General features: G+C 73.0%; 16 protein-coding genes. 10 read left to right on the top strand and 6 right to left on the bottom strand.

The genetic code is table 11. The features are described 5' to 3' along the window. The first annotated feature begins 106 nt into the window (after positions 1-106). The gene (locus ACIQ9E_RS12435; RefSeq protein ID WP_403706003.1) at positions 107-1,363 is read left to right on the top strand and encodes a thiolase C-terminal domain-containing protein; all 1,257 of its coding nucleotides are present in this window, start codon (positions 107-109) and stop codon (positions 1,361-1,363) included. A gap of 112 nt (positions 1,364-1,475) precedes the next feature. Then, the gene (locus ACIQ9E_RS12430; RefSeq protein WP_403706000.1) at positions 1,476-2,183 is read left to right on the top strand and encodes a pyridoxal 5'-phosphate synthase; all 708 of its coding nucleotides are present in this window, start codon (positions 1,476-1,478) and stop codon (positions 2,181-2,183) included. Positions 2,184-2,333: 150 nt separating this feature from the next. Here ACIQ9E_RS12430 and ACIQ9E_RS12425 read toward each other — a convergent pair whose 3' ends face one another. Further along, the gene (locus ACIQ9E_RS12425; RefSeq protein WP_403705997.1) at positions 2,334-2,759 is read right to left on the bottom strand and encodes a Zn-ribbon domain-containing OB-fold protein; all 426 of its coding nucleotides are present in this window, start codon (positions 2,757-2,759) and stop codon (positions 2,334-2,336) included. 173 nt (positions 2,760-2,932) lie between these two features. Here ACIQ9E_RS12425 and ACIQ9E_RS12420 point away from each other — a divergent pair, with 173 nt between their 5' ends. Further along, a complete protein-coding gene (locus ACIQ9E_RS12420; RefSeq protein ID WP_403705994.1) occupies positions 2,933-4,213 on the top strand; it encodes a flavin-containing monooxygenase in 1,281 nt (426 codons plus the stop codon). A gap of 130 nt (positions 4,214-4,343) precedes the next feature. On the opposite strand, the gene ACIQ9E_RS12415 is transcribed toward ACIQ9E_RS12420, so the two are convergent. Then, positions 4,344-4,475 (bottom strand): hypothetical protein, encoded by a 132-nt coding sequence (locus tag ACIQ9E_RS12415; RefSeq protein ID WP_403705991.1) that lies wholly within the window; start codon positions 4,473-4,475, stop codon positions 4,344-4,346. 662 nt (positions 4,476-5,137) lie between these two features. Between ACIQ9E_RS12415 and ACIQ9E_RS12410 the strand changes: the two genes are divergently transcribed. From ACIQ9E_RS12410 to ACIQ9E_RS12385, 6 genes are all read left to right on the top strand, one after another. After that, a complete protein-coding gene (locus ACIQ9E_RS12410; protein ID WP_403705988.1) occupies positions 5,138-7,378 on the top strand; it encodes an acetate--CoA ligase family protein in 2,241 nt (746 codons plus the stop codon). Continuing rightward, positions 7,375-8,166, top strand: coding sequence for an enoyl-CoA hydratase/isomerase family protein (locus ACIQ9E_RS12405; protein WP_403705985.1), 792 nt, complete (start codon positions 7,375-7,377; stop codon positions 8,164-8,166). Before ACIQ9E_RS12410 ends, ACIQ9E_RS12405 begins: the two co-directional genes overlap by 4 nt. Before the next feature lie 70 nt (positions 8,167-8,236). Beyond that, on the top strand, positions 8,237-8,476 hold the full coding sequence (locus ACIQ9E_RS12400; RefSeq protein ID WP_403705982.1) for a CopG family transcriptional regulator: 240 nt from the start codon (positions 8,237-8,239) through the stop codon (positions 8,474-8,476). A 233-nt stretch (positions 8,477-8,709) separates the two neighbouring features. Continuing rightward, positions 8,710-9,171: a hypothetical protein gene (locus ACIQ9E_RS12395; protein WP_403705979.1), complete on the top strand. Its 462-nt coding sequence runs from the start codon at positions 8,710-8,712 to the stop codon at positions 9,169-9,171. A 121-nt stretch (positions 9,172-9,292) separates the two neighbouring features. Continuing rightward, on the top strand, positions 9,293-9,934 hold the full coding sequence (locus ACIQ9E_RS12390; RefSeq protein ID WP_403705976.1) for a flavin reductase family protein: 642 nt from the start codon (positions 9,293-9,295) through the stop codon (positions 9,932-9,934). A 57-nt stretch (positions 9,935-9,991) separates the two neighbouring features. Beyond that, positions 9,992-10,510 (top strand): FBP domain-containing protein, encoded by a 519-nt coding sequence (locus ACIQ9E_RS12385; RefSeq protein ID WP_403705973.1) that lies wholly within the window; start codon positions 9,992-9,994, stop codon positions 10,508-10,510. 37 nt (positions 10,511-10,547) lie between these two features. Here ACIQ9E_RS12385 and ACIQ9E_RS12380 read toward each other — a convergent pair whose 3' ends face one another. Both ACIQ9E_RS12380 and ACIQ9E_RS12375 read right to left on the bottom strand, forming a co-directional pair. After that, positions 10,548-10,940 (bottom strand): RidA family protein, encoded by a 393-nt coding sequence (locus tag ACIQ9E_RS12380; RefSeq protein WP_403705970.1) that lies wholly within the window; start codon positions 10,938-10,940, stop codon positions 10,548-10,550. 221 nt (positions 10,941-11,161) lie between these two features. Continuing rightward, the gene (locus ACIQ9E_RS12375; RefSeq protein ID WP_403705967.1) at positions 11,162-12,427 is read right to left on the bottom strand and encodes an MFS transporter; all 1,266 of its coding nucleotides are present in this window, start codon (positions 12,425-12,427) and stop codon (positions 11,162-11,164) included. Between the two features lie 128 nt (positions 12,428-12,555). Here ACIQ9E_RS12375 and ACIQ9E_RS12370 point away from each other — a divergent pair, with 128 nt between their 5' ends. Next, a complete protein-coding gene (locus tag ACIQ9E_RS12370) occupies positions 12,556-13,545 on the top strand; it encodes a GlxA family transcriptional regulator (RefSeq protein WP_403705964.1) in 990 nt (329 codons plus the stop codon). 69 nt (positions 13,546-13,614) lie between these two features. Here the strand turns inward: ACIQ9E_RS12370 and ACIQ9E_RS12365 are convergent, their stop codons facing one another. Further along, complete coding sequence (locus ACIQ9E_RS12365) at positions 13,615-15,153, bottom strand: oxidoreductase (RefSeq protein WP_403705961.1); 1,539 nt, start codon at positions 15,151-15,153, stop codon at positions 13,615-13,617. 60 nt (positions 15,154-15,213) lie between these two features. Continuing rightward, positions 15,214-16,257 (bottom strand): Zn-dependent alcohol dehydrogenase, encoded by a 1,044-nt coding sequence (locus tag ACIQ9E_RS12360; RefSeq protein WP_403705958.1) that lies wholly within the window; start codon positions 16,255-16,257, stop codon positions 15,214-15,216. Positions 16,258-16,262: the final 5 nt, after the last annotated feature.

Raw genomic sequence — 16,262 nt, 5'->3', positions numbered from 1 at the left:
CCCGTCATACTAAGACCGGCCACCGCGGATGGACACCCCCCGAGCCCCTCCCGCGCCGGAATCCGCACCCTCCCCCAGACCCCAAACCTGATGTACCGTCAGATTCATGGTTGCCACGACGACCACGACCACAACCACAATCCCGACCCCGACCCCGACCACAATCGCCACCGGCGCCCGGCCCCGCCAACGGCCGGCCCGGCGGACCGCCGTCGCCGGAGTCGCCCTTGCGGACTGCGGCCGGAGCAGTCCGCACCAGGGCGCCACCCCGTACGCCCTGCACGCCCAGGCCGCTCGCCGGGCGCTCGCCGACTCCGGGCTGGACCGCTCCGTGATCGACGGCTTCGGCTCCGCCGGGCTCGGTACGCTCGCCCCCGTCGAGGTCGCGGAGTATCTGGGCCTGCGGCCGCGCTGGGTGGACTCGACCTCCGTGGGCGGGGCGACCTGGGAGGTGATGGCCGCCCATGCCGCCGACGCCATCGCGGCCGGGCACGCCAACGCCGTTCTCCTGGTCTACGGCTCCACCGCGCGCACCGACATCAGGGCCGGACGCCGGACCGCCGGGCTCGCCTTGGGCAACCGGGGGCCGCTCCAGTTCGAAGCGCCGTACGGGCACACCCTGATCTCCAAGTACGCGATGGCGGCCCGGCGCCATATGCACCACTACGGGACCACGGCGGAACAGTTGGCCGCCGTCGCCGTCCAGGCCAGGGCGCATGCCGCCCGCAACCCTGACGCCATGTTCCGTACCCCCCTCACCGTGGACGACGTCCTCGGCGGGCCGATGATCGCCGATCCGTTCACCAGACTGCACTGCTGCATCCGCAGCGACGGCGGCTGCGCGGTGCTGCTGGTCGCGGAGGAGTACCTGGCCGACAGTGCCAAGGCCCCGGTGTGGATCCTCGGCACGGGCGAGTACGTCTCGCACACCACGATGTCCGAGTGGGAGGACTTCACCGTCTCCCCGGCCGCCGTCTCCGGCCGGCTCGCCTTCGCACGGGCGGGGCTGTCCCCGGCGGAGATGGACCTCGCCGCAATCTACGACGCGTTCACCTATATGACGCTGGTGACCCTGGAGGATCTGGGGTTCTGCGCCAAGGGCGAGGGCGGCGCGTTCGTCGAGAACGGGCGGATCGGCCCGGACGGCGAACTGCCCGTGAACACCGACGGCGGAGGGCTCTCCGCCTGCCATCCGGGGATGCGCGGACTGTTCCTGCTGGTGGAGGCGGTACGCCAACTCCGCGGCGAGGCAGGTCTGCACCAGGCCCGGGGGCGGGACGGCGGCGTCCCGCGCCTGGCGGTGGCGTCCGCGACCGGTGGCTGGTTCTGCTCGTCGGCCACGGTGGTCCTGGGGCGCGACTGACCGGCCGCCGTCCGTCCCCCCGCCCCCCGCCGCCGTGCTCCAACCGGCACCCGCCACGGGCCACGGGCCACCCAACCGGCCCCACCCCATTCCGCCTGGGACGATCACCCCCATGGACATGTCTGCCCAGGACCCCGTACCGACTCCGCAGAATCCTCAGGATGCCTTCCGCGCACTGCTGCACGCCCAGCGCGTCTGGGAGCACCCCCTGCCCGGCTTCGATCCGGAGGCAGCCCCCGGCGAACCGCTGCCGCTGTTCCACCGGTGGTTCGCGGAGGCGGTGGCGGCGGGGCAGCCCGAACCGCACACCATGTCGCTGGCGACCGTCACCGGCGACGGCGGACCGGACGTACGGATCGTGATGCTGCACGACGCCGACCGGCGCGGCTGGCACTTCGCCTCCCACGCCACCAGCGCGAAGGGCCGTCAACTCGCCGCCCGCCCGGAAGCGGCCATCGGCTTCTACTGGCCGGTGCAGGGACGCCAGATCCGGCTGCGCGGCCGGGTCGGCGCGCTGGGCGCCGGGGAGAGCCTGGCCGATCTCCACGCCCGTTCGACGGGCGCCCTGGCCGCGGCCCTCACCGGCCGCCAGAGCGAACCCCTGCCGGACCTCGCCACCCTGGCCGCTGCCTCGGGTGCCGCCTGGGACCGCGCCCGTACGGAACCGGACGCTCCCGTCCCTACCTGGACCCGGTACATCCTGGAACCGGACGAGGCGGAGTTCTTCCAGGGCGCCGCGGACCGCCGCCATATCCGGCTCGTCTACCGCAGGCCCCGGGGCTCGGCGGCGGGCTGGGCCAGGGAGCTGCTCTGGCCGTGAGACCCGTAACAGCGGTACGGGAGCGGACCGGCGCACCCCGGGCGCCGATCCGCCCCGGCGGGACCGCGTCACCTCACGCGAGCCCGCTGTGCCTCAACCCGCGCGGCCCTCGCGGATCGCGCCGAGCGCGGCGAGCGGTGGCGGTACGGCTCAGAGGCCCTGCCCGGCCGGGCGGAAGACCGGCACCGCCACGCCCCCTCCGTCGGGCTCCGCCGCCTCCTCGCGAAACACCACCTCAAGCGGCATCCCGATGCCCAGCCGCTCCTCGGGGCACTCCACCACCTCGGTCATCAGCCGGGGCCCCTCCTCCAGTTCGACGACCGCGGCGGTGTACGGCACCCGGCGGTCGAAGGGCGGAAGGTCGTTGCGGTGGACGACGGACCAGGTGTAGAGGGTGGCGCGGCCGGTGACGGGCTCCCACTCCCCGTCCTCGCTCCAGCAGTACGGGCAGAACTCCCGCGGATAGTGGTGCGCCCGGCCGCAGGCGCGGCAGCGGCGGACGAGGAGGGTGCCCGAGGCGGCCGCGGCCCAGTAGGGGCGCGTGAAGTCGTCGATGTCGGGGGTGGCTGCGGTCACCGGACGCGATCCTTCCTCGTAACGGCTCTGACGATACGTCAGTTCAGCCCGCCCGGCCCGGATGCGCAAGAGGAGTCACCGGCGGCCGCCGCCGGTACCGCGTGATCAATTCGCAATGGATTCCCGTCTGGACCGAGACCCATCCGGTGACCACGCGATTACGCTCACGTGTTATGGACATCGACCGCACCCACGACATGCCCGTCTATGTCATCGGGGGCGGTCCGGCCGGACTGGCGACCGCCGCCGCGCTGCGGGAAGAAGGCGTCCGCGCGGTGGTGCTGGAGAGGGCCCCCGCGGTCGGCGCGTCCTGGCGCGGCCACTACGAGCGGCTCAGACTGCACACCACCCGCCGCAAGTCGGCGCTGCCGGGGCTGCCGATGCCGCGGTCCTTCGGCCGCTGGGTCTCCCGCGACGACGTCGTCCGCTATCTGGAGAAGTACGCGGAGTTCCATGAACTCGACGTGGTGACGGGGGTGGAGGTCACCCGGGTCGAAGCCGTACCGGCCGCCGCCCCCTCCGGCCCCGCGCCGGACACCGGAACTGCACCCGCACCCGCATCCGCATCCGCCTCCGCACGCACACCCACTTCCACATCCGGTTCCACATCCGGTTCCACGAAGAGGCGGAGGCGGCAGCCCGCGCCGGCCGCGTGGCTGCTGCACGCGACCGGCGGACGGCGGCTCACCGGCCGCGCGGTCGTCGTCGCCACCGGCTACAGCCACACCCCCCGGCTGCCCGACTGGCCCGGCAGCCCGTCCTTCACCCGGCCGCTGCTGCACGCCCGCGAATACCGCGACCCCACCCCGTACCAGGGCATGGACGTCCTGATCGTGGGGGTCGGCAACACGGGCGCGGAGATCGCGGTGGATCTTGCCGAAGGCGGTGCGGCGCGGGTACGGCTCGCGGTCCGCACGCCCCCGCACATCGTGCGCCGCAGCACCCTGGGCTGGAGCGCGCAGCACAGCGCGATCGCGGTGCGGCGGCTGCCGGTCTTCCTGGTGGACCGGCTCGCCCGCGCCCAGGCGGCGGTGGCCGTACCGGACCTCTCGGCCTATGGGCTGCCGCGGCCCGCGAAGGGCCTGTACACACGGCTCGGGGAGGGTGCGCTGCCGGTGCAGGACACGGGGCTGGTCCGGGCCGTGCAGCGCGGGGCGGTGGAACCGGTCGCGGCGGTGGAGTCCTTCGACGGGGACACCGTGGTGCTCGCGGACGGCGAGAAGCTGTCGCCGGACGCGGTGATCGCCGCGACGGGGTACGAGCGCGGGCTCGGCGGGATGCTCGGTCATCTCGGCGTGCTCGACGACCGGGGACGGCCGCGCACCCGGGGGCGCCACTGCCCGGCCGGGGCACCCGGCCTGTACTTCACCGGGTTCACCAATCCGCTGACCGGGATGCTGCGGGAGATCTCCCTCGACGCCGGGCGGATCGCGAAGGCGATCGCCCGTCACTGACCCCGGCGCCGGGGTGGGGTGAGAGCGTCCGGCGCCGGCCGCGTCCGGCCCCGGTTCACTTTCACCGTTCTTTACCTTCTTGACTCTTCACGTTTCCGCACCGCTCCAGAGGCGCGGACAACCGCCCCGGTCAGCGGGTGAGACCAGGCTCCCAGTCGGGGTCGAAGGCGATGACGCCCGGCTCCCAGTCGGGGTCCACGACGCCCGTACGGGAGCCGTTCACGCCGATTCCGGCCAGCGCGAACCCTGTCTGTCCCTTCACGATCCTCATAGTGATACCTCCGGATTTCTCGCAGGGGTGTGACCATGCGCCATCCGACGGCCCCCACCCCGTTGTGCCCAGCCAGCGCATCGTACGTGAGTTCGGCTCATCACCTCTCCTTTATTACGTGCAGCTCAGCGCGTCGGTGAGGGCATAGAACGGGGGCGCGCGCCACCGAATTAGACCGGGGCCACCCCGGGTCGCGGCGGCACCCGAACGGGGCACGGCGGACGGTTGCGGGCGGGCCCGGGACGGCGGTACGGGAGGCTAGTTCAGGCCATCTCGTCAGAACCGGACCAATGTTGCGACACGCGTGCGGTACAGGGGCCGAATGGATGGCGGGGCGGCCGTCGGGCCGGACGGAGGAGTCCGAATACCGGCGTCTGAAGCGGAAACGAAAGGGTAAAGAAATGGCAAGGGCCAAGACGGAGCCGTAGCACCGCCCTTTCTTCGCAGACCTGTTTCTGACATGGCGTCAGGTCTGTAAGCTGACTATGTGTCAGCTTTGGGATCGGCAGAGACGAGACGGAAGCAAGCGCGTTCGCACGTCCGGTGGCACCCGCGCCGGGCCGTGAGCGCGCGCACTGGACCCGGCACCCACCGGCGACGAGAGCCGGACCGACGATCGGCCCGATGAAACGAGCAGGGAGCGGAGTTCACCGATGCTTGGATCCACTCACGGCACCCTCACCTCCGGACTCCGTGCGCGCGTCGTCGCCTGCGGGGAGCACCCCTCGCAACGCCCGGCCGGCGTCCACGACGCCGCGTCCGTCGCGGCGTCCGCCGGGGACACGGACGTCAGCGGCCGCCCCCTGTATGCGCCCGTGCCCGACCTCGACCGCTTCTTCCGTCCGTCGTCGGTGGCCGTCGTCGGGGCGTCCGACGCGGAAGGCCGCCCGAACACCGGCATCACCCGGCAGCTCGTGGCCTGGGCCGGGCGGATGGGTGCCCGGCTCCATCCCGTGCACCCCTCGCGTACCGAGGTCTTCGGCATCCCCTGCGTACCGCGGATCGGGGACGTGGCGGAGCCTGTCGACCTCGCGGTCCTGCTGGTCGGTGATCCGCTGCCGCTCGTCGGCGAACTGGCCCGGGCCGAGGTGAAGTTCGCCGTGGCTTTCGCCGCCGGATATGCGGAGACGGGCGAGGACGGCGCGGCGGCTCAGGCACGGCTGACCGCCGCGGTGGAGCGCGCGGGGATCCGGCTGCTGGGGCCGAACACCAATCTCAACGCCTTCGAGGAGTTCCGCGACGACCTCGACGGGCCCGCCATCGCCCTGATCACCCAGTCCGGCCACCAGGGGCGCCCGGTCTTCACCCTTCAGGAGCTGGGGATCCGGCTCTCCCACTGGGCGCCGACGGGCAACGAGGCGGATCTGGAGACGGCGGACTTCATCTCGTACTTCGCGGAGCGGCCCGAGGTGGGCGCGATCGCCTGCTATGTGGAGGGCCTGAAGGACGGCCGGGCGTTCCTCCTCGCGGCCGACCGGGCGGCACGGCGCGGGGTGCCGGTGGTCGCGGTCAAGGTGGGGCGGACGGAGACCGGGGCCCGGACGGCCGCTTCGCATACGGGCAAGCTGACCGGCGCGGACCGGGTCGTCGACTCCGCGATGCGGCAGTACGGGGTGATCAGGGTCGACGGACTCGACGAGTTGCAGGACACATCGGCGCTGCTGGCCCGGGCGCGTCCGCCGCTCGCCGACGGAGTGGTGGTGTATTCGATCTCCGGCGGTACCGGGGCGCACTTCGCGGACCTCGCCGTCGCGGCCGGGCTGACGCTGCCCCGGCTCTCCGCCGTCAAGCAGACCGAGCTGCATCAGTGGATCCCGGACGATCTGAACGTGGCCAATCCTGTGGACAACGGCGGTCATCCGGTGGGCGACTGGCGCGGCCGGAAGATCATCGACGCGATTCTGGCGGATCCCGCGGTCGGGGTGCTGATCTGTCCGATCACGGGCCCGTTCCCGCCGATGAGCGACCGGCTGGCCCGGGATCTGGTGGCTGCGGCGGAGCAGACCGAGAAGCTGGTGTGCGTGGTGTGGGGCTCCCCCGTGGGCACGGAGGCCGCCTATCGGGAGACGCTGCTCGGATCGTCGCGCGTGGCCACCTTCCGTACCTTCGGGAACTGCATCACGGCGGTCCGCGCGTATCTGGACCACCACCGGTTCACCGCCGGATACCTCTCCCCGTTCGACGAGGCGCCCCGCAGCCATTCGCCGTCGTTCCGCAAGGCGCAGGCGCTGCTGAAGCCGGGCACCCGGCTCAGCGAGCACGGCGCCAAACAACTGCTCCGGGCGTACGGGATACGGGTGCCGCGCGAGCAGTTGGTGACCAGCGCGGCGGCGGCCGTCCGGGCGGCCGGACAGGTGGGGTATCCGGTGGTGATGAAGGCTTCCGGAAGCCTGCTCGCCCATAAGACGGAGCTGGGCCTGGTGAAGATCGGGCTGACCTCGGCCAGCCAGGTCAGGGACGCCTACCGGGAGCTGACCGAGATCGCCCGGTGCGAGGGCACGGACCTGGACGGGATCCTGGTCTGCCAGATGGTCGAGCGCGGTGCGGAGATGGTCGTGGGCGTCACCCAGGACGCCCTCTTCGGTCCGACGGTCACCGTGGGTCTCGGCGGGATCCTGGTGGAGGTGCTCCGGGACACCGCGGTCCGCGTCCCGCCGTTCGGCGAGGTCCAGGCCCGCACGATGCTCGACGAACTCCGCGGCCGGGCCCTGCTGGACGGGGTCCGCGGCGGTCCCCCGCTGGATGTGGACGCCCTGGTGGAGGTGATCCTGCGGGTGCAGCGGATGGCGCTGGAGCTGGGCGGCGAACTGTCCGAGCTGGACATCAACCCCTTGGTGGTCCTGCCGCGCGGCCAGGGCGCGGTGGCGCTGGACGCGCTGGCGGTCTGCCGGTGACCGGGGACGAGGTGCGGCACCGGGTGGTGAACGGGGTGTCGTGGCTGACCCTCGACCGGCCCGAGGCGCTGAACGCCCTGACCCCGGGCGGGCGGGAGCGCCTGGTCTCCCTGCTCTCGGAGGCCTCGGCCGATCCGGCGGTCCGTGCGGTCGTGATCACCGCGACGGGCAGCGCGTTCTGCGCGGGCGCGGACCTGCGCGCCGCCCCGGACGGCCGGGAGCGGGTGGCGGGCGATATCGCGCGCCTGATCCGCCGGGGCGCGCAGCGTCTCATCACGTCCGTCCTCGACTGCGAGAAGCCGGTGATCGCCGCGGTCAACGGCACGGCGGCGGGCCTGGGCGTACATCTGGCCCTGGCCTGCGATCTGGTGATCGCCGCGGAGGAGGCCCGCTTCATCGAGGTCTTCACCCGCCGGGGCCTGGTCCCGGACGGCGGCGGCGCCTATCTGCTGCCGCGCCTGATCGGCCCGCAGCGGGCGAAGGAGCTGATGTTCTTCGGCGACGCGCTGTCGGCGCGGGACGCCGAACGATGGGGTCTGGTCAACCGGGTCGTCCCGGCACCGGAGTTGGAGAAGACGGCCCACGCCTGGTCCGCCCGCCTGGCGACCGGCCCGACCCGGGCGCTGTCCCTGACGAAGCACCTGGTGAACGCGGCCCTGGACACGGACCGCACAACGGCGCTCGCCGCGGAGGCGGCGGCGGTGGAGCTGGCGATGACGACGCACGACGCGAACGAGGGGGTGGCAAGCTTCCGGGAGCGCAGAGGCGCGCGCTTCGAGGGCCGTTGACAACCGCCCGAGCGGGGCGGCCCCTCGGTTCCCCACCCCGGCCGGACCGCTCCCGGGCAGGATGGGATGCGTGAATGAACCCACCGCCACGCATCCGATCACCGTGTCACTCGATGCCGCCCGAGCCAGCCGCGGCTCCTCCGAGTTCTCGGCCGCCGGCCGCCGGGCCGAGCGGGAGAGCCTGGATCAACTCATCGAAGCCGCCGAGGCCGAGCACGGGCCCGTCACCGGCGAGGAGGTCCGGTCCCTGCGCGAGCAGCTCGCCGCGGCTCGGGCGCCGGGCCGCGGTCGGCCCCTCAGGAGCCGGTAGCCGAAACCAGGAAGCCCCGGAGCCACGGGGCGAGCCGGGTACGTGAGGCCCCGGCCGGGCCGGAGGACGGGGCGGCCCCGTGATCCGCCTCGCCGTGCACCGGCCCGCCCGGGACCGGCCCGTCACCGGTCGCCGCCCCAGCCGCCACCTGGTCACGGCAGGTCGTCCCGGTGCACCATCGAGGGGCCCGGTTGACCGTTCCTGCGCCACCTCAGACAAACAGGAGTTCTGAGATGCGTTACAGCCGCCGCCGGCTCGTCGCCTCCGAGACCGCCGCCGCCTCGGCCGCCGCCGCGTCCGCCGCCGAAACCGCCGCGCGCCGCGCGGCCGCGCTCGCCGATGCCATCCGTACCGAGTGCGACACCATCGACATTGCCACCACGGACCCCGCCGTCCGCTCCGCGCTCACCCGTATCCGCGGCGCGCTCGACGGCACGCCCACGGACACGCTCGACCTCGCCGCCCACCTCCATGACGGCGGCACCGTCACCCTCGTCTACGACGGCGGCCGGGCCGCCTCCGACGGCCCGGCCGAACCCGGCTACCGCGCCACCGCGACGGCGATCGACGGGAGCACAACGGCCTGGTCCCGCGGTGCCGGCATCGACGAGGCCCTGCTGCAGCTGCGCCGTTATCCGCAGGACTACTGGCCGGACGAGGACTGGGACGGCTTTGTCTCCGACCCGGGCTTCTGACCACGGAATCCGCCGGACCCCCGGAACTCCCGAACCCCGGAACCCCGGAAGCAGCGGGAACCCCGGACCCTGACACCACCAGCCACTTCCTATCTGACGATCCGTCAGCTTGAATGGAGAGATGATGGGACACGCGGGCATGGCCGCCGCAGCCGTCCGGTTTCTGCGGTCCGTGGGAGCGGCGTCCACGAAGCAGCCGCCCGAGGCGTCGGAGCCGTACGACCCACACCCCCGCGCCGAGCTGCGGGCCGTACGCGAGGACGAGCGCGCACCCGTCGAAAGCGGGGAGTTCCGCCGTGTCATGGGGCGGTTCGCCAGCGGGGTGACCGTGATCACCGCACCGGACCCCGACGGGCCGGCAGGGACCGCCGGGCCCGCGGGCTTCGCCTGCCAGTCGTTCTCGTCGTTGTCGCTGGACCCGCCGCTGGTGGTGTTCATGGTCGCGCGGACCTCGACGACCTGGCCCCGGATCGCCCGCGCCGGGGTCTTCTGCGTCAATGTGCTGAGCGAGGGGCAGGGGGAGCTGTGCCGGGGCTTCGCCGTACGCGGGGGCGACAAGTTCGCCGGGGTGCCGCACCGGCCCGCGCCGGTCGGCGGGGCGCCGCTGCTGGAGGGGGTGGCCGCCTGGGTGGACTGCGTGGTGCATGCCGTGCACACGGGCGGTGACCATCTGATCGTCGTCGGCCGGGTCCGGGCGCTCGGCGCGGACGGCGACGGGGATCCGCTGATCTTCCACGAGGGGCAGTTCCGGCGCCTGGAGTAGGACGGACCGGGGGAAATCCGGATGCCCGGCGGGCCGCGGGTCGGTTACCGTCGAAGGATGGACCCGCTCACCGACCAACAGATCCGCGACTCCTTCGTGAACTGCACGAAGGGCGAGGCCAAGCGGCTCCGGCTCCCCACGGACTTCGGCGAGACCCCCTGGCAGGACCTCGACTTCCTGGGATGGATCGACCCGGGCGCGCCGCAGCGGGCATATCTCGTCGCCCCCGGCCGGGACGGCAGCCCGCTCGGGCTGAGCCTGCGCGTCCCGGCGACGGCCAACGGCAGCGCGTTCAAGTCGAGCATCTGCAATATCTGCCTGACCGGGCATGCGTCGTCAGGTGTGTCCCTGCTGGTCGCGCCGCTGGCGGGCCCCCGGGGCCGCGAGGGCAGCACGGTCGGCAGCTACTTCTGCGCCGACCTCGCATGCTCCCTCTACATCCGGGGCAAGCGGCAGCCGAAGCTCCGCACCCGGCAGCACGAGGAGAGCCTGACCCCGGACGAGAAGGCGGCCAGGCTGCTGGGCAATCTCCGCGCCTTCACGGAGAAGGTCACCGCGGACGCCGCGGTCGGCTGACGCGCGGCCGGGCGCGGCTTCCGTGCCGGAGGAAGACCTATTCCGGGATGTACGCCACCGCGTCGATCTCCACGAGCGCGCCCGGGCGGGCGTGCCCCGAGGTGGAGACGACCGTGACGGCTGTGCGGTGGTCGCCCCACACCGTCCGCGACGCCTCGTATCCCACTCGTGCGTCGATCCCGTCGACGAGGTAGATGTTGAGTTTGGCGACGTGCTCGGGGCCGGTGCCCGCGGCCGCGAGCACGGTCAGCACGTTCCGCATGGCCTGAGCGGATTGCGCTTCGATGCCGTCGAGCAGGTTTCCGGCGCTGTCGGTGCCGAGCTGGCCGCCGACATGGACCGTCCGGCCCGCGGGGATGATCACCCCTTGGGTGAAGGCGGGGTTGCTGTGCAGCTCTTCGGGGTCGAGGTGTGTCGTCTTCGCGGTCATGGACTTCTCCCCTGAGGTGCCGGTTCTGATGTGCAGGCAGTCGGGTTCGCCTGCGCCCGTGGACCCACCCTGACACCCGTTGCGGTCAGGATCGGTCCGCAACTCTGCCCGGCGCGGTCCGGTCCGTTCGAGCGCGACAGGCGGTGACGCGCACGGTACGTCGAGCGGGTGCCCGCCGACCGCGTCACCGGGCTGCCCGCCCGAACAGAACCCCGGCCTTGTCACACCGCCGCGGCCTTCGCCGGCGTCCGGCGGATCACCAGCGCCATCAGGGCCGCGACCGCGCACAGCGCGCCCGAAGCGTACCAGACGATGTCGTACGAGCCGAAGGCATCCCGCGCCACTCCCCCCACGAAGGCGACGACGGCCGCGCCCACCTGGTGGGAGGCGAGGACCCAGCCGAAGACGATGGCACTGTCGTCGCCGTAGTACTGGCGGCACAGGGCGATCGTCGGCGGGACGGTGGCCACCCAGTCCAGTCCGTAGAAGACGATGAAGAAGATCATCGGCGGCCGGATATCGGGCGCGAGCAGCATCGGCAGGAACATCAGACTGATGCCCCGCAGCGCGTAGTAGACGGCGAGCAGCCTACGGGTGTCGAAGCGGTCGGTCAGCCAGCCGGAGCAGACCGCACCGATGATGTCGAAGACACCGACGAGCGCGAGCAGGGACGCGGCGGCGGTAACCGCCATGCCGTGGTCGTGGGCGGCCGGGACGAAGTGGGTCTTCATCAGGCCGTTGGTGGTGGCGCCACAGATCGCGAAGGTGCCGACGAGCAGCCAGAAGGGTCCGGTACGGGACGCTTCGAGCAGTACCGTCACGGCCCGCCGGGCGGCGCCCTTCGCCGGGGGCGGCTTGGGGGTGAACTCCTGCGCACCGTAGGCGGCGATTCCGGCGTCGGCCGGGTGGTCGCGCAGGAACAGCCAGACAAAAGGGACGACGGTGAGGGCGGCGAGAGCGACGGTGACCGCGGCGGGCCGCCAGCCGCGCTCCTCCACCAGCCAGGAGAGGAGGGGGAGGAAGACGAGCTGTCCGGAGGCGCCCGCGGCGGTGAGCAGGCCGGTGACGAGTCCGCGGCGGCGGACGAACCAGCGGTCGGTGACGGTGGCGGCGAAGGCGAGGGCCATCGAGCCGGAGCCGAGGCCGACGAGGACGCCCCAGAAGAGGACGAGCTGCCAGGCGGCGGTCATCACGACGGTCAGGGCCGAGCCGAGGGCGATCACGGTCAGGGCGGCGGCGACGACCCGCCGGATGCCGAAGCGGTCCATCAGGGCGGCGGCGAACGGCGCGGTCAGCCCGTACAGCGCGAGATTGACCGAGACGGCGAAGCCGATCGTGCCGCGGGACCAGCCGAACTCGTCGTGCAGCGGGTCGAAGAGCAGGCCGGGCAGAGAGGCGAAGCCCGCGGCGCCGATGATCGTCACAAAGGTGACGGCGGCGACGGACCAGGCGCGGTGCACCCGGCGGCGGCCGGGCGCGGGGGGCACGGCCGGAGGCGGGGCCGGGGCCGGGGAAGGGACGGGTCTACGGCTCACATCGGTCACGGCCACCAGCTTCCGGCCAGTCCGGTTGCCCAGCGAGTGGCCCGAGGGACATGGTTCGCTAGGATCGGGCCATGTCTGCTGACCGGAGCCGTACGCCGCACCGGGTGGTGGTCCTTGCCCTGCCGGACGTCATCCCGTTCGAACTGGGCATCCCGCACCGGATCTTCGGCCGCACCCTCGACGCCTCGGGTGAGGCGCTGTACACGGTCGTGACCTGCACGCCCGTCCCCGGACCTGTCCCGGCCAACGCGGACTTCACCCTCCATGTGGAGCGGGGTCCGGAGGAGTTGGAGCGCGCCGACACGGTGATCGTCCCGGCGGCGTACCACCTTGCGGAGGTCTATGAGCACGGCAGGCTCCCGGACCGGCTGGCGGACGTCTTCGCCCGGATCCGGCCGGGCACCCGGGTCGCGTCCATCTGCACGGGCAGCTACTTCCTGGCCGCCGCGGGGCTCCTCGACGGCCGTCCCGCGACAACGCACTGGGGGTGGACGGACCACTTCCAGCGGCTGTTCCCGACGGTGCGGGTCGACCGGGACGTGCTGTACGTGGACGACGGCGATGTCCTGACCTCGGCCGGGGTCGCGGCGGGCCTGGACCTCTGTCTCCATATGGTCCGCCGGGACCACGGCACGGCCGTCGCCAACGACACCGCACGCCGCAATGTGGTCCCGCCGCACCGCGCCGGCGGCCAGGCGCAGTACGTGACCCGCCCGGTCCCCGACGCCACGGCCCCCACGACGGCGGCGGCCCGCGCCTGGGCCCTGACCCGCCTCCACGAACCGCTCCAACTCCGCGACCTCGCCGAACGCGAGTCGATGAGCGTCCGCACCTTCACCCGCCGCTTCCGCGAGGAGGTCGGCGTCAGCCCGGTCCAGTGGCTGACCGCCCAGCGAGTGGAACGCGCCCGCCAGCTGCTGGAGTCGACGGAACTCTCCATGGACCGGGTGGCACGGGACTCGGGCTTCGCCACGGCCCAGTCGATGCGGGCGCATGTGCAGACGGTGCTGGGCGTCTCCCCGACGGCGTACCGCAGAACATTTCGCGGCCGGACCCCCTGAGGACCGTCCGGGCGCTGCCCTGGCGCCCAGGGCGGCGGTCCCGTTCCACCGGGCGCCGGGCCTCCCGGGTCAGTTCTTCTGGAGCGCGCGGCTCACCCCCGCGATGACGGCCGTCGTCAGCAGCCAGCCGCAGGCGATCAGCGCGTACGCCAGCCCCTGGAGACCGCCGTCCTGCCAGTACCAGGCCGAACGCTGGCCCAGCCCGCCGATCGGGATCAACAGGTCGAGGGTGTAGACGAGCGGCTGGAACGGCGTGCCTTCGCCGCGTTTGGCCGGGGTGGGGGAGTGGGCCCCGAAGACCACAGAGCCCAGCAGGGTCAGCGCGAGCAGCCAGACCCCGGCGAGCCAGGGGCGGTAGCCGTAGCCGACGGTCGCGTCGAGGAGATACCCGCCGGCCCGCGCAAGCGGGGAGAACGTCGAGCGCCGGTGGCGCTGTTTCGCAAGGAGCACCCGGCGGGCGTCGCCGTCGTGCCCGCCCTTGCGGTACCAGCCCGCCAGCTCCTCGTAGGGCTGCGGACGGTATCCCGGGCTGCGCCGTACCCAGGCCACCCGCTGCTGCACCGCCTTCTCGTGGTCCCCCGCCGCGTCCTCCGCCACGGCGCCGTAGGCGAATCCGTCCAGCAGCACCACGTCCGGCCAGCTCCGTTCGCTGTCGCGGAGGTACGAGACCTGGGCGCCCCGCAGGTCGACCGGGGCGGACGGCGGCCTGGCGAGCGTGAAGTCGAAGTCGACGGCCTGCATCCGCTGGGCGACCAGCGACGGTCCCCCGCCTCCGGGCGGCCCGTTCAGGACGGCGTCCTCGAAGGTCAGATCGTCCGAGACCCGGGCACCCCGCAGCCGCACGGTCCCCTCCGCGGTGAAACCGCCCGAGAAGTCGAGCGTGGAGGCCGTGGCGTTGTCCAGGGCCAGCACCACCCCGCGCCGCCCGGCGTCCCCCAGCACGGCACCGCGCATATGCAGCCCGCCCGGCAACTGCGCCCCCATGAGCCGGATCTCCCCGCGCGCGGTGAATCCGTCGAGGCAGTAAAGGCCGCCTTCGGCGACCAGCCCGCCCGCGGAGACCGCCCACTCCCCGGGCGCCGAGATCTCCGCCCCGCCCAGGTTCACCACCCCGCTCACCCGGGCGTTGATCAGCGACAGAGCGGTCACCCTGCGGTGCAGCGCCGAGGCCGCCCCCGCCTCCAGCCGTGAGTGCCGCAGGTCCAGCCGCCCCTCCACACGGATCATCCCGGCCTCCAGACCGGGCATGCGACTGCCCCTGATCGCCAGCGAATGCGTCGACGCGCCGGAGAGGTCCAGCCCCTCGTCGAACCAGCAGTCTTCGAGGATCAGGGCATGCGCGATCTGCGCGCCGCTCAGCAGCACGGGCCCCGATATCCGGGCACCGGCCAGCCTCAGACACGGCACGGCACCGGCCCGCCCGGTGTTCGCGTCCAGCAGCAGCGCCACGATCACCGAGGCCCGGACGGTCCGCTCCCCGCCCCACCCCCCGCCCCCGGCGATCCCGTCGCCCCCGGGCGCCCCCGGGCGCAGGTCCACCGGACGCCCCTCGGGAAACGCGTCCCACACCAGGCGCTCCGGCGGCGTCAACTCGTCGTATGAAAACACCAGTGCAGCGTAGTAATCCCTCCCCCCGGCCCACCCGACGGTCCACCCCGCACCGCCCCCTCAGAACGTCAGCACCACCCTCGCCCCCTCCCCCACGCCCGCCATCGCGTTCGTGAAGTCCTCCACCGGGCGGGTCTCCGAGCCCAGTTCGTCGAGGAGCAGGTCGCCGCTCGCGTACAGGGCCGCGTAGAGCGCGATGTCGTGCTGCGGGCGCGCGGTGCCGTAGCGGCAGCCCAGGATGGACTTGTCCAGGAACATCGCGGCCGGGACGAACGTCGCCTCCGCCGACGGGGGTGTCATGCCCAGCAGGATCGCCTGGCCCCCGCGGTCGAGAAGGTCGACCGCGGTGCGGATCAGAGGTGGGCGGCCCACGCATTCGAAGACGTGGTCCGCGCCCGTCGGGAGGATGTCGCGGACGGCTTCGGCGGACGGCAGGAAGTGGGTGGCGCCGAAGCGCAGCGCCAGGGGTTCCTTCGCCGGGTCGGTGTCGATCGCGACGATCCGGGAGGCGCCCGCCAGGCGCGCGCCCTGGAGGACGTTGAGGCCGATTCCGCCGGTGCCGATGACGACGACCGTGTCCCCGCGGCGCGTCCTCGCCCGGTTCAGTACGGCTCCGACTCCCGTCAGCACCGCGCAGCCCAGGACGGCCGCCGAGGTCAGCGGGAGGTCGCGGGGGATCCGTACGGCCTGGACGGCCGTGACGATCGTGCGCTCGGCGAACGCCGAGTTCGCGGCGAACTGGTACAGCCGCTCGCCCCGGCGCGAGAAGGGCCGGTCCGGGCGGCCGATCGCCGTCCGGCAGAGGGTGGGGCGGCCGCGGTCGCAGTCCGCGCAGGCGCCGCAGTTGCGGAGGGTGGAGAGCGCCACATGGTCCCCGGGGGCCACATGCCGCACCCCTTCCCCGACCGCTTCCACCACGCCCGCGCCCTCGTGGCCGAGGACCACCGGCACCGGGAAGGGGATCGTGCCGTCGATCACCGACAGGTCGCTGTGGCAGAGCCCGGCCGCGGCGATCGCCACCAGGACTTCGCCCGGCCCCGGGTCCCGTACCTCCAGATCGTCCACCGGCTCCGGCCGCCGGCCGTCGAAGACGACTCCCCGCATGGGCA

The sequence above is a fragment of the Streptomyces sp. NPDC094448 genome, from assembly GCF_044763775.1.
GTDB lineage: Bacteria > Actinomycetota > Actinomycetes > Streptomycetales > Streptomycetaceae > Streptomyces.
The sequence above is the reverse complement of the archived record's forward strand: the minus strand, read 5'-3'. Positions and strand labels throughout refer to the sequence as shown.